The sequence below is a fragment of the Ruegeria sp. TASC047 genome (genome assembly GCF_059612445.1).
In genome coordinates this window covers 63,013-78,532 of the sequence record NZ_JBXWQP010000030.1, presented here as the reverse complement: position 1 = coordinate 78,532, position 15,520 = coordinate 63,013, and the positions used below count along the sequence as shown (strand labels likewise).

Below are 15,520 nucleotides of genomic sequence, written 5' to 3'. Positions count from 1 at the left end.
GCCACATCGCACCATATTTAGTACAGGCCTATGGGGGAAGCCCGGCTTGTAGAGCAGGCAACTAGCGCTGGGGCGCTGCCAGCCCCGAAATGCTAGAGATTAGTGAGGTGGCATTATGGCCCTTTCCGAGCAGTATCTCGAAGAAGACATTCATCCGATCGACATTGTTGAGCATCTGGCCGAACATCACGACTGGGATTTTGATCGCATTGGGGACGATCAGATTGCCATGGCCGTTGAAGGGCAGTGGCGCACCTACTCGATCACGCTGGCCTGGTCCAACTATGACGAAACGCTGCGCATGGTGTGCAGCTTCGAAATGGAACCACCGGCCGAGCGTGAAATGCAGCTCTATGAGCTGCTCAACAAGATGAACGACCAGTGCTGGGCAGGCGCGTTTACCTATTGGGCAAACCAGAAGCTGATGGTCTATCGCTATGGTCTGGTCCTTGCAGGCGGGCAAACGGCCAGCGCTGACCAGATCGACACGATGATCAATGCCGCCGTCATGAGCGCCGAGCGGTACTACCCCGCGATCCAATTGGTGACCTGGGGCAACAGAGGGCCAGAAGAAGCCATGCAAGTGGCCATTGCAGAGGCCTACGGCCGCGCGTAAACCTTTGCCCCGGACCGATATGTAAAGCGGGAGGGGCAAATGGACATGACGCGAGTGGCCGAACAGGGGCTTGTGCTTCTGGGGTGCGGAAAGATGGGGTCCGCAATGCTGGCGGGATGGCTGGAACACGGCCTTCCGCCAGCTTCCGTTTGGGTCATCGATCCCTACCCGTCAGATTGGCTGAAGGCGCAGGGCGTCAATATCAACGCACCCTTGCCCGAATCCCCCGCCGTGGTGCTGGTTGCGGTCAAACCGCAGATGATGGGCGAAGCCCTGCCTGCCCTTCAGGCACTGGGCGGCGGGTCCAGCCTGTTCATTTCCGTTGCGGCTGGCACCTCGATTGCCACCTTCGAATCCGTTCTGGGCCGAGACACCCCAATCATTCGCGCCATGCCCAACACACCCGCCGCTATCCGTCAGGGCATCACGGCACTGATCGGCAACGCACACGCCTCCGAGACCGATATGGAACAGGCCGAAAACCTGCTGGCGGCAGTGGGCCAGACCGTTCGCCTAGAGGATGAGGCACAGATGGACGCCGTCACCGGGCTCAGCGGGTCCGGCCCGGCCTATGTGTTCCATCTGATCGAAACCCTGGCCGCAGCGGGCGAGGCGCATGGCCTGCCTGCCGAGCTTGCGATGAAACTGGCCAAGTCCACAGTGGCCGGTGCCGGGGCACTGGCCATGGCGTCCGACGAAGACCCCGCGCAGCTGCGCATCAACGTGACCTCTCCGAACGGTACCACACAGGCCGCGCTTGAGGTGCTGATGCATCAGGAAACCGGCTTTCCCGACCTGCTGCACCGTGCCGTCAAGGCCGCAACCGACCGATCCAAGGAGCTCTCGCGTGAGTGAAATTTCGTTCGACGACTTTCTCAAGGTCGATATTCGCGTGGGCGAGGTGATCCGCGCCGAACCCTATCCCGAGGCCCGCAAACCCGCGATCAAGATGTGGATCGACTTTGGCGACGAGATAGGCGAGCGCAAGACCTCGGCCCAGATCACCGCGCATTACGATCCGGCCACTCTGGTTGGCAAACAGGTCATGGCTGTCGTCAACTTCCCTCCGCGCCAGATCGGCAAGTTCATGTCCGAGGTTCTGGTGCTGGGTCTTCCCGATGACAGCGGTGAGATCGTTCTGATCGGCCCCGACGGCAAGGTTCCTACAGGCGGGCGGATGCACTGATGAAACTGCTGATCACGCGTCCGATGACACCGGCAGTCGAATCGCGCGCCCGCGCCGATTTCGATGTGACCATCCGGGAAAACACCCTGCCCATGTCACGGCAGGAGATGCTGGCCGCTCTGGCCGATTACGACGTGGTCGTCCCGACGCTGGGTGATCAGTTTTCGGCGCAGGTTTTTGCAGAAGCCGGTCCGCCGCGCTGCAAGCTGCTGGCCAATTTCGGTGTTGGCTTCAACCATATCGACGTGGATGCCGCACGCGCGGCCGGGATTGACGTAACCAACACCCCCGGCGCGGTCACCGATGCCACGGCTGATATCGCCATGACCCTGCTGCTGACCACAGCCCGGCGCGCCGGTGAGGGTGAGCGGCTGGTGCGGTCCGGTCAGTGGCAGGGCTGGCACCCGACGCAGATGCTGGGCTATCACGTGACCGGCAAGCGCGTGGGCATCGTCGGTATGGGCCGCATCGGGCAGGCCATCGCGCGCCGCTGTCATTTCGGGTTTGCCATACAGGTGGCCTATCAATCCCGCGATGCAAAAGATCTGGATTTCCCGGCAGAATTCACACCTGACCTTGAAACACTCGCCGCCTCGGTCGATTTCCTTGTGCTTGCGGTTCCCGGTGGTGCGGAAACCCGCCACCTGATCAATGCGCAGGTTCTTGAGGCGATGAACCCCTCGGCTATTCTGGTCAACATCGCCCGTGGCGAGGTGGTGGACGAGGCCGCGCTGATCATGGCGCTGCAAACCGGTCAGATCGCGGGGGCGGGGCTGGACGTCTACGAATTCGAACCCAAAGTGCCACTAGCCCTGTGCGATATGGAAAACGTCACCCTGCTGCCCCATCTGGGCACCGCCACCGAAGAGGTGCGCAGCAGCATGGGGCACATGGCGCTGGATAACGTGGCGGCCTTTGTCGCGGGTAGGGCGCTGCCCAACCCGGTCTAGTCGCCCACCGCCTCGCGCCAGTGTTTGCGGCAGAGCGAGACATAGGTCTCGTTCCCGCCGATCTGCACCTGCGCCCCTTCGGTGATGGCCTTGCCGGTCTCGTCGCGACGAATCACCATCGTGGCCTTGCGGCCGCATTCACAGATCGTGCGCACCTCGCGCATTTCGTCGGCAAGGGCCAGCAGGGCGGCAGAGCCGGGGAACAGCTTGCCCTGAAAATCCACACGCAGACCATAGGCCAGCACCGGCACATCCAAATCGTCCACCGCACGGGCCAGTTGCCAGACCTGCGCCTCGGACAGGAACTGCGCCTCATCAATGAAAACGCAGGCCACGGAACCTTTGTCCAGCCGGGACCGGATCATGGCGAAGACATCATCTTCGGGTGTGAAAGTGTCAGCCTGCTCCGATATGCCGATGCGCGATGCTATCCGCCCCGCACCCGCCCGCCCGTCAATGGCGGCGGTCATCAGGTAGGTCTGCATTCCGCGCTCGCGATAGTTGTGCGAGGCCTGCAGCAACACGGTCGACTTGCCCGCGTTCATGGTGGAATAGTTGAAATACAGCTTTGCCATGGCGTGGGTCTAAAACGCCCGGCCAAAAGGAACAAGAGAGCAAAGGGATGTAAGAAGCGACGTCGCCGTTGCGTGTGCAGAGGCCGAGCTGGGCTCGTAGGGGATGGAACCCCCGCGTCTGCAACAGCGACGCCGTCGGCCAACATGTGGCCAAAACAAAGCAAGGCCCAACAATACCGCCCTGCAATCACTCTTTACCGGCTTGAACTGCCGCCACTCACTCACAAAATCCCCCGCTTATCTGAGGGATAGTCAATGTATGACATTTCAATTATGACTTAGTTATGGGAAATTTCCCGACGCTTTCCCCGGTTTGGACTTAGGGCAGGCGTTTGCAGGTAACAAAGGTAAATCAATGGCAGATATCGGGGCCTATCTGAAGAAACACACAGAAGCGCTGGTAAAAGATGTCGGAATAGAAGCTGCTTGTGAAATCACCGGAAAATCCAAGGCGACCCTGGGTCGGTATTATTCGGACAATGCCGAACACGCGGACAGGTTCATGCCCGTGGATGCGGTGGCCCGGCTTGAAAACGCAGCAACTTATCCGCATGTGACATCCGCGCTGGCGGATCTGAAAAACATCACCTTGTCGTACAGCGAACGCAACACCGTGGCACCACGCACAGGCGGGGTGAATTCGGATGTCATCGCGCTCAGCCAGCGGTTTGCAATGCTGATGACGGAATATCAGGCTGCAATCGAAGATGGCATCATCACGGTGAACGAAGCCAAAAGGCTGCTGAAAGAAACCAGTATGCTTCAGCAGGTCCTGATTGAAATGAAACTGCACCTGGAAGAAGAAAGCGTCAGCTAGGCTTGGTGGCGGCCAGCTATCGGCCAAAAACCGCCTGCCCGGATCGCCGCAGATGTCGTGCGCTTTGTTGCATGATCATCAACCGGACTCTGCGCCTCAATTCAGTCACGTCTTTCCGATAAGCTGCGGCGCAGGCAAGATCGTCAAGGGCAGTAAACCATGCAGAAAATGCAGGGAAATTACAGCATTCTCGCAGACCGTATGGTTTGGCAGTCGTTCCTGTTTGTCTATGTGCTTTTTCTGGCCACGGTGCTGTTTGGCGCTTATCAGGAAGGCCCTGATGACGCGATGCGCTGGGTTATGGTACAGGACCTGCTGGCGGGGCAGGGCTGGTTTGACGCCTATCAGCATCGGCTGGGGCCCGGTGACGGCACGCTGATGCACTGGTCCCGGCTTGTCGATGCACCGATTGCCGGGCTCTACGCGCTGTCCGCGATGGTCGCGCCGCCCGACACCGCCTTGCAAGTGACCGCGTTTATCTGGCCGGTGCTGCTGGCGGGGCTGACTCTGTGGGCCTTTGCTGTCACCGGCGCAGCGTTGGGCGGGCGAAATGGCGCGATTTCGGCACTGGTGGTCGGTGCGCTGACGCTCGAACATTATCGGAAGTTCGACTATTTCTCGTTTGACCACCACAATGTTCAGATTCTGCTGTTCGCAGCGGCCCTCATGTTCTTTGTCCTGCGCAAGGCCAAACCCTCTGCTGCGGGATGGCTGGGTGTCTGTCTGGCCCTTTCGGTGTCAATCGGAACCGAATCGATCGTGCAGGTCGCGATTATCGCGGTGTTCTTCACGATTGACTGGATCGTGACCGGCACAGCCGCCCGCCGCCGCACCATGGTGTTTGGAACCGGGCTGGCGCTGACCCTGTTGCTGGCCAGCGTTGCAACAACGGGGCGTCAGGGCTTTCTGTTCCCAAGCTGCGATGCCCTGACGATAAGTGTGGCCCTGCCGGCCGGGATCGCGGCCCTGTGCCTGTGTGCAGCAGCCTGGGTCGGGTCGGGCTGGTCCTATTGGGGGCGCATCGGTGCGTGTCTTGCGACAGGCGCTGTAACACTTGGCTGCGCTTACGCATTTGCACCGCATTGCCTTGAAAACCCGATTGCGGACCTGCCTCAGGACATGCGCGACTTCTGGCTCAGCCAGGTTGCCGAAGCACAGAATATCACCGTCGTGCTGGAACGACATCGGGGCGAGGCTGCGGCCCTGATAGCCATGTCCGTCATCACGGCGGTGGCAGCCTTGATTTTTGCCCGCCAGTCACAAGACAAAATGGATTACCTCCTGTTTCTGGCGCTGATTGTGACCGGGTTTTCCATGTTTCTGTACCAGTCCCGGATGATGACGTTTCTGGGCGTGTCCCTTGTGGCTGTTCAGGCTCAGATGCTGCGGGCCCTTTACGTCAGTTACAGAACCCATGGCCGCACGCTCTCCGGCTTGGCTATGATAGGCTTTATCGTCTGCGTCTCGCCAAAGATTGGTAGCAGCGTGGAAAAACAGCTGGAACGGTTTGCGCGCTCCTCCCTTGCGGCACCCGTCGCCGAGGTTGTGCAGGATTCGCAAAACATCGGCGCCCCCTGCAAAGCGCCCGAGGCCTACGCGGCCCTGCAAGACCTGCCAGCCGGAATGGTTCTGGTCGATTTCGATTATGCGGCAGAGGTGCTGCGCTATACCGATCATTCGGTTCTGGCGGGGAACTATCACCGCAACCGGGCCGGAATTCAGGCGCAGATCGCGGTTTTGCGTATGGATGCGTCCCAGGCCGGTCCGCGTCTTGCTGCACTGGGTGTAAGCTATGTGCTGCTCTGCACCGCCGCGCCCCGTGCCGAATTCTGGGATTGGGCATCTCAGGGGCGCGGTCTGCAATCCCAGCTAGCCAAGGGTGAAACCCCCGCCTATCTCAGCCGGATTGATGGTGGGGAAGGGGCCGCGTTTCAGGTTTTTCAGCTCGCGGCCGATCTCTAGGCCGTCAGCGCTTTGCGGAATGCCGATCAGGCGTGACGCTTGACGATCACCGATCCAACCGAATACCCGGCCCCAAAAGAACAGATCAGCCCCAGATCGCCCTCTTGCAGATCGTCAGAGTATTTCGAAAACGCAATGATCGACCCTGCGGATGAGGTGTTCGCATAATCCTGAAGGATATTGGGTTGCTCGCCCGCCTCGGGTTCGCGGCCCAGAACCTTCTTGCCGATGAAGTCGTTCATCGTCTTGTTGGCCTGATGCAGCCACAGGCGTTTGAGGTCGGTATTGCTGACCCCTTCGGCTTCCATATGGTCGCTGATATGCTTGCTGACCATCGGCAACACTTCCTTGAACACCTTCCGGCCGTTCTGCATGAACTGCATGTCGCGGCGGTCAATCACGCCATCGGGGCGCGACCGGCGCAGGAACCCGTTGTTGTTGCGGATATTGTTTGAAAAGGCGGTGGCACAGCGGGTCGACAGGATCTCGAAATGCGGGCCTCTGGCGTCTTCGATCCGCTCGATCAACGTTGCCGTTGCCACATCGCCAAAGATAAAGTGACAATCCCGGTCGCGCCATTCCAGATGGCCCGAGCAGATTTCAGGGTTCACCACCAACGCCGCGCGCACCGACCCGGACCGCACCATGTCCGCCGCCGCCTGAATGCCGAACGTGGCCGAAGAACAGGCGACATTCATGTCAAAGCCAAACCCATCGATGCCCAGTTCCTGCTGAATCTCGATTGCAATCGCCGGATAGGCGCGCTCGTGATTCGAGGCCGCGCAGATCACCAGATCGACATCCGCCGCCGTGCGCCCCGCCTGCGCCAGCGCCTTCCTGCAGGCATCCACTGCCATCTCGGTCATGATCCCGGGCTCGTCATCGCTGCGCTGGCGCAGCGTCGGGTGCATCACGTCCGGGTTCAGCACCCCGGTCTTGTCCATCACGTACCGGTTATGAATGCCCGATGCCTTGACGATGAACTCTTCCGAGGAATGCTGCATCGCCTCCATCTGCCCGGCTGCGATGGCCTCGGCATTCTTCGCGTTCTGCTTGTCGGCATAGGCGTTGAACGCTTCGACAAGCTCGGCATTGGTGATGACGTTTTCCGGCGTGAAGACACCGGTACCGGTGATGGCGGGGGTATACATGGCGGGCCCTGAATGTTTCGGATTCGCCCAAAATGCAGTCATGGCGTGATTTGATCAAGATATGTTGACCCAAGGGAATCCGTTCCGGGGTGCAGTTTCATATCTTGAATAGTTCATAAATTGAAGTATATCGCCCCGTAACCCGCGCGGAGACCCCCAATGCCCGACGATATCAGTGCCAGACTTGGCCGCCTCAGTCCCGAGATTCAGGCGATCATGGGCGTCTATGCCCTGTACTGGAAACTGGAAGAGACCTTTGACTGTATCGAAACAGACCTGAGCCACCCGGAATGCCACATGCTGATCAAGCTGGATCAGCCCAAGCGCATGGGCGTTCTGGCCTCTGATATGTTAAGCGTCCCATCAACGATCACCGCCACTGCGGATGCCCTCGAAAAAGCGGGCTATCTGATGCGGCGGCGTGACCCCGAAGACCGCCGCGCCTGGTTGCTGGTGCTGACAAAGCAGGGCGAAGAAGCCCGCAACATGCTGGTCGCCGCCGCCGGGGACCTGTTTCACCGGGCCTCGGGCCTCAACGAACAAGAAACTGCCGAATTCGCGCGACTGGCGCGCAAAATCCGCGACAACGTATTGAAAACGGGAATTCCCGAGGGATTGAAGAAATGAAACTCCTGACCTCTCTGGGCCTTGCACTGGCCATTCTGGCAACCCCGATTGCCGCTCAAGAGACCCCGAAACCGGTGAAACTCATGCAGGTGCGTGAAACCGCGCCCGGTTTCACGCGGCAGTTTTTCGGCCGCGTCGCCGCGCGCCAGACCGTTGATCTGGCCTTTCAGGTTGCGGGGCAGATTGTCGAAATGCCCATCAACGAAGGCTTCGTGATTCCCAAGGATGGCCTGATTGCCCGTCTGGATCAGGAACCGTTCGAGCTGCGCCTTGATCGGGCGCGGTTGCAAAAGGAGCAGGCCGACCGCACCGTTGCGCGCCTGTCGCGCCTGCGCGGTACAACCGCCAGCCAGGTGGCCGTGGACGATGCCGAGACCGAGGCGCAACTGGCCGCGATCGCCCTGCGCGACGCGGAATATGAACTGGAACACGCCACGCTGACCGCGCCCTTTGACGCGCTGGTCTCCAGCCGCTCGGTCGAGGCGTTTACGACCGTCTCGGCGGGCACGCCCATCGTCCGCATCCATGACATGTCCGAATTGCGCATCGTGGTCGACGTGCCCGAGATCCTGTTTCAACGCTCTGGTCAGAATGACGACATCTTCATCACCGCGAAATTCCCGGTCAGTGACGAAGTCTTCCCGCTGGAAATCCGTGAATTCGACGCTGAAACCTCCAGCGTCGGTCAAACCTTCCGCATCCAGTTCGGCCTGACCCCGCCAAAGGGGCTGCAAATCTTTCCCGGTTCTTCCGTTACCGTCAACGTTCAGGTGCAGGACAACCGCACAGGCATCATCGTACCGGCTACCGCTGTTGTCGCCGACGCAAACGGCGCGCTGAACGTCATGGTGTTTTCCCCGGTCGGGGCGGATGAGGGCACCGTGCGCCGCGTCCCGGTGACCATCGAGCCCACGCAAACCGGCGATGTCCGGGTGCTGACGGGCCTCTCTGACGGGGATGAGGTCGTCGTGGCCGGGGGCGCTGTGCTGACGGATGGTCAGACGGTGCGCCGGTTTGCCGGTTTCGCGAACTGAGGGGCTGACAGATGAATATCGCCCGCGCCTCAATCGACCGGCCGCTTTACACATGGCTGGTCATCCTCATTGCCCTCATTGGGGGCATCTGGGGGTTCACATCGCTTGGCCGTCTGGAAGACCCGGCCTTTACAATCAAAAACGCGGTCATCGCCACGCAATACCCCGGTGCCACGGCCGAACAGGTGGCGCTGGAAGTATCGGAACCGCTGGAATCCGCTATACAGCAGATGGGCGAGGTGGATGTCATCACCTCGGTCAACCAACCCGGACGGTCCCTGATCGAGGTCGAGATCAAGTCGACATACGACGGCACCGAACTGCCAGCCATCTGGACCCGGCTCAGGGCCAAGGTGCGCGACGCCGCGCGCGGCCTGCCTTCGGGCGTCGGCCAGCCGTTTGTGAATGACGGGTTCGGCGATGTTTTCGGCCTGTTCTATGCGGTGACCGCCCAAGGGTTCTCGGACGCTGAAAAACACGAACTGGCAACGTTCCTGCGGCGGGAACTGCTCACCGTGGACGGCGTCGCCGATGTCGAGGTTCAGGGCCTGCCGGACGAGGCGATCTTTGTCGAACCCGATCTGGCGATTTCGGTGAACCAGAATGTCCCGCTGCAAGCAATCAACCAGGCCATCGCCAATGCGGATTCGGTCAATTCCTCAGGGTCCTTACGCTCTGACAACGACCGGACCACCATCCTGACGGCCGAAGGGTCAGACAGCGTGTCGGCCATTGCGGGCCTGTCTGTTGGTTCGCAGGGGCAGGTGATCAACCTTTTTGACATGTCCGATGTCTATCGCGCCCGTCAGAACGACCCCGACATCATTATCCGCTACAACGGGACCGAGGCCTTCACCTTGGGTATCGCGGGTCTGGCCACGGAAAACATTGTCGAGGTTGGTAAACGTGCTGATGCAAAGTTCGCGGAGTTGAACACAAGCATTCCCTTCGGTGTCGAAATCCTGCCGATCTATCAGCAACATGTTGTGGTCGAACAGGCCTCGAACGACTTTCTCGTGAACCTTGCCATGTCGGTGGCCATCGTGGTCGCCGTTCTGGGCATCTTCATGGGCTGGCGCGCGGCCATTGTTGTCGGCTCGACCCTGCTGCTGACTGTTGTCGGCACGCTTCTGTTCATGTCGCTCTTTTCGATCGAGATGGAAAGAATCTCATTGGGTGCCCTGATCATCGCCATGGGGATGCTGGTGGACAACGCCATCGTCGTGGCCGAAGGGATGCAGATCTCCATGCTGCGCGGCCAGTCCTCGCGCAATGCGGCCGAGGATGTGGCGTCAAAAACCCAGATCCCGTTGCTGGGTGCGACCGTGATAGGCATCATGGCCTTTGCGGGCATTGGCCTCAGCCCTGACGCAACCGGAGAATTCCTGTTCTCTCTGTTCGCCGTGATCGGCATTTCACTGTTGCTCAGCTGGGTTTTGGCGATCACCGTCACGCCGCTATTGGGGCATTACTTCTTCAAACAGGGCAAAGCAGGCGAGATCGACGCTTACGGCGGCCTCCTGTTCCGCACCTATGGTGCGATCCTGCGCTTTGCGCTGCGCTTCCGATGGCTGGTTGTTGCTGGTCTCGTCGGCGTAACCGTGGTGTGCTATGCCGGGTTTGGGCTGATGAAACAGCAGTTCTTCCCCAACTCCAACACGCCTTTGTTCTTCGTGCACTACAAACTGCCGCAGGGCACACCGATTGCACGAACCGCCGAAGACATGGCGGTGTTCGAAGAGTGGCTGGCAGCACGCGACGACGTCGTCTCGGTCACGACCTTTGTCGGCCAGGGGGCTACCCGTTTCATGCTGACCTACTCCGCCGAAAAGCCGAATCCCAGCTATGGGCACATGGTCATCCGCACAGCAAGCCTGGACGACATCCCGGCGCTGCAAGCGGACCTTGAGGCGTTTGGGTCAGTCCAGTTCCCCGAAGGTGAGTTTGGCACCAAGCGCCTGGTTTTTGGCCCCGGCGGTGGTGATCCGATTCAGGCCCGCTTCTCGGGCAGCGATCCGGTCGTGCTGCGCCAGCTCGCGGACGTGGCAGTGCAGCGCATGGCAGCCGCATCCCCGAACGCGCTGCTGGTTCATCACGACTGGCGCGAACAGGAACTGGCGCTGCAACCGATCTATGCCACCGAACGGGCGCAGACAGCAGGTGTCACACGCGAAGACATCGCCGCCACCCTGCAATTCTCGACCGACGGCATTACGGGTGGTGTGTTCCGCGAGCGCGACCGCCTGATCCCGATCATCCTGCGCCGACCTGCGGACGGAGATTACTCGATCGTCGATCAGGTCGTGTACTCGGACCAGTCGGAAAAATTTGTACCAATTGAACAAATGGTGGATGGATTCGAGTACAAAACGCTCAATACGCTGGTTCACCGTCGAGATCGGGTTCTGACTATCACCGTCGGCGCGGACATCCCGCCCGACCTGACTGCGGCACAGGTTCACGCCGAAGTTCGGGACGCCATCGAGGCCATCGAATTGCCGCCCGGGTACAAGATGGAGTGGGGCGGTGAGTTCGAAAATTCGCGCGACGCGCAGGCAAGCCTAGGCAGACAATTGCCGCTGAGCCTGCTGATCACGGTGTTGATTTCGGTCCTGTTGTTCAACGCGATCCGTCAGCCGATCATCATCTGGCTGCTGGTGCCGATGTCCGTGAACGGCGTGGTGATCGGCCTGCTAGGAACAGGGCTGCCCTTCACCTTTACGGCACTTCTGGGCCTGCTCAGCCTGTCGGGTATGCTGATCAAGAACGGCATTGTTCTGGTTGAAGAAATCGATCTGGTCCGCGCCACCGGCAAGCCCCTGCGCGAGGCAATCATCGAAGCATCCGTGTCGCGTTTGCGGCCCGTCATGCTGGCGGCTGTCACGACCATTCTGGGCATGGCGCCACTGCTGACGGATGCTTTCTTCGTCTCGATGGCAGTGACGATCATGGGCGGTCTGGCATTTGCCACCGTGCTGACAATGGTTGCGGCACCGGTGTTTTACCTGCTGTTCTTCGCCCGTGACGAACCAAAGAAAACGATGGAAACGCCTGCGTAAGGCATTGGAAATAAAGAAAAGACCCAGAGTTTCCTCTGGGGCTTTTTCGTTTGGGTCAGGGGTCTTTACCCCTGTAGCGATTTCACCTCGACGTCGCCCTCAGCTTGTGCCTTGATCGCCAGTGCTGCGGCGTTGGCCCCTGCAGCGGTGGTGAAATACGGGATCTTGTCATACAGCGCGATCGAGCGGATGGCCTTGCTGTCCTCAACCGCCTGCGCACCTTCGGTGGTGTTCATCACCAGCTGCACCTGACCGTCTTTCAGCATGTCCACAACATCCGGGCGGCCTTCGTACACCTTGTTCACCACGTCACAGGCAACACCCTGTTCGTCCAGCCAGCTTTGGGTACCGCGTGTGGCCACAAGCGTGAAACCCTGATCAACCAGAACTTGTGCCGCTTCCAGCATGGCTTTGCCCTTGTCGGCATCCTTGATCGAAATGAATGCACGGCCAGAGGACGGCAGCACCATGCCCGCGCCCATCTGCGCCTTGAGGAACGCGCGTGGGAAGTCACGGTCCCAGCCCATCACCTCGCCGGTCGAGCGCATTTCCGGGCCAAGGATGGTGTCGACGCCGGGGAAACGGGCGAAGGGCATGACGGCCTCTTTCACCGAGAACCAGGGCATATCCGGATCGGCCAGCGTCATCTGGTCCGCGATCTTGGTGTCCTTGCCTTCCTGATAGGGCGGGCGCATCGGGAAATCGGCCAACTTCTCGCCCGCCATGATGCGCGCCGCAATCGACGCAATCGCACTGTCGGTGGCCTTGGCAACAAACGGCACGGTGCGCGAGGCGCGCGGGTTCACTTCGATCAGATAGATCTCATCATCCTTGATCGCGAATTGCACATTCATCAGGCCAACAACATTCAGCGCCTTGGCCAGCTTGAACGCCTGATCCTTGATCTGCCCGATGATCTCTTTCGACAGCGAATAGGGCGGCAGCGAACAGGCGGAATCGCCCGAGTGAACGCCCGCTTCTTCGATGTGCTGCATGATACCCGCGACGTGAACGTCGGTGCCGTCACACAGGGCGTCTACGTCCAGTTCGACCGCGCCGGCCAGATAGCTGTCCAGCAGTACGGGGCTGTCGCCGGAGACCACAACGGCCTCGTTGATATAGCGTCGCAGCTGATCCATATCGCGCACGATTTCCATCGCGCGACCGCCCAGAACGTAAGAGGGGCGGATGACCAGCGGGAAACCGATCTCTTCCGCAATCTCCAGCGCCTTTTCGTCGGTCGAGGCAATGCCGTTTCTGGGCTGTTTCAGGCCCAGTTCATTGACCAGCGCCTGGAACCGTTCGCGGTCTTCGGCCAGGTCGATTGCGTCCGGCGTTGTACCCAGAATCGGAATACCCTCGGCCTCAAGCGCGTTGGCCAGCTTCAACGGTGTTTGCCCACCGAACTGAACGATCACGCCGTGCAGCGTGCCATTTTCCTGTTCTTTCGTCAGGATTTCCATGACGTGTTCAAAGGTCAGCGGCTCAAAATACAGACGGTCCGAGGTGTCGTAGTCGGTCGAAACCGTCTCGGGGTTGCAATTGACCATGATGGTCTCGTACCCGGCCTCGGTCAGCGCATAACAGGCGTGGCAGCAGCAATAATCGAACTCGATCCCCTGACCGATCCGGTTCGGACCACCACCAAGAATAACGACCTTCTTGCGGTCGCTTGGGCGTGCCTCGCATTCGACATCGCCCATCATCGGGGCTTCGTAGGTCGAGTACATATAGGGGGTTTGCGCTTCGAACTCAGCAGCGCAGGTATCGATGCGTTTGAAGACCGCGGTAACGCCCAGATTGTGGCGGGCGCGGCGCACGTTATCTTCGCTGCGGCCTGACAGATTGCCCAGACGCGCATCGGTAAAGCCCAGCATCTTGAGCTTGCGGATGCCTTCTTCGGTCACTGGCAGACCGTCCTTGCGCACGGTGCGTTCTGCTTCGATGATCTCGCGAATGCGGGCCAGGAACCAAGGGTCAAACTTGGTGACGCCAAAGATTTCATCGTCGGCCAGGCCATGACGCATGGCTTGTGCGATAGTGCGCAGACGGTCGGGGGTCTGCTTGCTGATCGCCTTGATGACATGCGCCTTGTCATCGCTGCTTTCGACCTCATCCCACAGGCCGATGCTCAACCCCGGAATTTCGATCTCATCAAACCCGGTCAGGCCGGATTCCATCGATGCCAGCGCCTTCTGCATGGATTCGTGGATGGTGCGCCCGATGGACATCGCCTCACCCACTGACTTCATTGCAGTGGTCAGGTAGGGTTCAGAGCCGGGGAATTTTTCAAACGCGAATTTCGGGATCTTGGTGACGACATAGTCGATGGTAGGTTCGAACGACGCAGGCGTGACCTTGGTGATGTCATTGTCCAACTCGTCCAGCGTGTAGCCCACGGCCAGTTTCGCGGCGATCTTGGCAATCGGGAAACCCGTCGCCTTGGAGGCCAGCGCCGATGAACGCGACACGCGCGGGTTCATTTCGATCACAACCATGCGGCCATCATCGGGGTTGATCGCCCATTGCACGTTCGAGCCGCCGGTTTCCACCCCGATCTCGCGCAGCACGGCAATCGAGCCGTTGCGCATGATCTGGTATTCCTTGTCGGTCAGCGTCAGGGCAGGGGCCACGGTGATCGAGTCACCCGTGTGCACGCCCATCGGGTCGACGTTTTCGATGGAACAGACGATGATGGCGTTGTCGGCAGTGTCGCGCACCACTTCCATCTCGTATTCTTTCCAGCCCAGCAGGCTTTCATCGACGAGGATCTGGTTGACAGGCGAGGCATCCATGCCCGAGCGGCAGAAATGGATATAATCCTCGCGGTTATAGGCCACGCCGCCGCCTGTGCCGCCCAAGGTAAAGGCCGGGCGGATGATGGCGGGCAGGCCGATTTCCTCCAACTCGTCCAGAGCGATCTGCACACCTGCTTCCAGATCGGCAGAGCCGTCGGCCTTCTTGGGGGCGGTCACGATGGTGGCTTTGGGGTTTTCCAACCCCAGCCGATCCATCGCCTCGCGGAACAATTTGCGATCCTCGGCCATCTCGATGGCGTCGCGTTTGGCACCGATCATCTCGACACCGAACTTGTCCAACACCCCCATCTCTTCCAGCGCGAGCGAGGTGTTCAGACCAGTTTGCCCGCCCATTGTGGGCAGCAGGGCGTCAGGGCGTTCCTTTTCGATGATCTTGGCGACGACCTCGGGCGTGATCGGCTCGATATAGGTGGCATCGGCAAGTCCGGGGTCAGTCATGATTGTCGCCGGGTTCGAGTTGACCAGAATAACCCGGTAACCTTCTTCGCGCAGGGCCTTGCAGGCCTGAGCGCCGGAATAGTCGAACTCGCAGGCCTGACCGATAACAATGGGACCCGCCCCGATGATCATGATCGACTTGATGTCGGTTCTCTTCGGCATGGCCTGGCCCCTTCGATTTTGCACGAGTCGCGGGCGCCGCCCAAGCGCCCAAATTGTCGTGCGTTATAGGGACCACGCAGAAAGGTTCAAGGGGTATCGGAAACAGAAGCGAAATTGCCGCTTT

General features: G+C 60.0%; 12 protein-coding genes. 9 read left to right on the top strand and 3 right to left on the bottom strand.

What is annotated here, in order from left to right; all coding sequences use genetic code 11:
- Nucleotides 1-115: 115 nt before the first annotated feature.
- From AC2FLO_RS12720 to AC2FLO_RS12705, 4 genes are read left to right on the top strand one after another with little or no spacing between them, the layout of a single operon-like run.
- Nucleotides 116-616, top strand: coding sequence for a type III secretion system chaperone family protein (locus tag AC2FLO_RS12720; protein ID WP_209598027.1), 501 nt, complete (start codon nucleotides 116-118; stop codon nucleotides 614-616).
- Nucleotides 617-655: 39 nt separating this feature from the next.
- Entirely contained in the window at nucleotides 656-1,471 is an 816-nt protein-coding gene (gene proC, locus AC2FLO_RS12715; RefSeq protein ID WP_496753544.1) for a pyrroline-5-carboxylate reductase, read from the top strand.
- On the top strand, nucleotides 1,464-1,802 hold the full coding sequence (locus AC2FLO_RS12710) for a tRNA-binding protein (protein WP_267362951.1): 339 nt from the start codon (nucleotides 1,464-1,466) through the stop codon (nucleotides 1,800-1,802). The genes proC and AC2FLO_RS12710 overlap by 8 nt, the downstream gene beginning before the upstream one ends.
- A complete protein-coding gene (locus tag AC2FLO_RS12705) occupies nucleotides 1,802-2,752 on the top strand; it encodes a 2-hydroxyacid dehydrogenase (RefSeq protein ID WP_496753541.1) in 951 nt (316 codons plus the stop codon). The genes AC2FLO_RS12710 and AC2FLO_RS12705 overlap by 1 nt, the downstream gene beginning before the upstream one ends.
- On the opposite strand, the gene AC2FLO_RS12700 is transcribed toward AC2FLO_RS12705, so the two are convergent.
- The gene (locus tag AC2FLO_RS12700) at nucleotides 2,749-3,327 is read right to left on the bottom strand and encodes a thymidine kinase (RefSeq protein WP_480587907.1); all 579 of its coding nucleotides are present in this window, start codon (nucleotides 3,325-3,327) and stop codon (nucleotides 2,749-2,751) included. The two genes, AC2FLO_RS12705 and AC2FLO_RS12700, sit on opposite strands and share 4 nt — an antisense overlap.
- Nucleotides 3,328-3,682: 355 nt before the next feature.
- Between AC2FLO_RS12700 and AC2FLO_RS12695 the strand changes: the two genes are divergently transcribed.
- A complete protein-coding gene (locus AC2FLO_RS12695; RefSeq protein ID WP_480587906.1) occupies nucleotides 3,683-4,144 on the top strand; it encodes a hypothetical protein in 462 nt (153 codons plus the stop codon).
- Nucleotides 4,145-4,303: 159 nt separating this feature from the next.
- The gene (locus AC2FLO_RS12690; protein WP_496753539.1) at nucleotides 4,304-6,106 is read left to right on the top strand and encodes a hypothetical protein; all 1,803 of its coding nucleotides are present in this window, start codon (nucleotides 4,304-4,306) and stop codon (nucleotides 6,104-6,106) included.
- Between the two features lie 26 nt (nucleotides 6,107-6,132).
- Here the strand turns inward: AC2FLO_RS12690 and AC2FLO_RS12685 are convergent, their stop codons facing one another.
- Entirely contained in the window at nucleotides 6,133-7,257 is a 1,125-nt protein-coding gene (locus AC2FLO_RS12685; protein WP_496753537.1) for a beta-ketoacyl-ACP synthase III, read from the bottom strand.
- Nucleotides 7,258-7,416: 159 nt separating this feature from the next.
- Between AC2FLO_RS12685 and AC2FLO_RS12680 the strand changes: the two genes are divergently transcribed.
- From AC2FLO_RS12680 to AC2FLO_RS12670, 3 genes are read left to right on the top strand one after another with little or no spacing between them, the layout of a single operon-like run.
- Nucleotides 7,417-7,884: a MarR family winged helix-turn-helix transcriptional regulator gene (locus tag AC2FLO_RS12680; protein ID WP_209598021.1), complete on the top strand. Its 468-nt coding sequence runs from the start codon at nucleotides 7,417-7,419 to the stop codon at nucleotides 7,882-7,884.
- Nucleotides 7,881-8,918 (top strand): efflux RND transporter periplasmic adaptor subunit, encoded by a 1,038-nt coding sequence (locus AC2FLO_RS12675; protein ID WP_267364260.1) that lies wholly within the window; start codon nucleotides 7,881-7,883, stop codon nucleotides 8,916-8,918. The genes AC2FLO_RS12680 and AC2FLO_RS12675 overlap by 4 nt, the downstream gene beginning before the upstream one ends.
- An 11-nt stretch (nucleotides 8,919-8,929) precedes the next feature.
- Nucleotides 8,930-11,977 (top strand): efflux RND transporter permease subunit, encoded by a 3,048-nt coding sequence (locus tag AC2FLO_RS12670; protein ID WP_496753534.1) that lies wholly within the window; start codon nucleotides 8,930-8,932, stop codon nucleotides 11,975-11,977.
- A 65-nt stretch (nucleotides 11,978-12,042) separates the two neighbouring features.
- On the opposite strand, the gene carB is transcribed toward AC2FLO_RS12670, so the two are convergent.
- On the bottom strand, nucleotides 12,043-15,396 hold the full coding sequence (carB, locus tag AC2FLO_RS12665) for a carbamoyl-phosphate synthase large subunit (RefSeq protein WP_480914059.1): 3,354 nt from the start codon (nucleotides 15,394-15,396) through the stop codon (nucleotides 12,043-12,045).
- Between the last annotated feature and the right edge of the window lie 124 nt (nucleotides 15,397-15,520).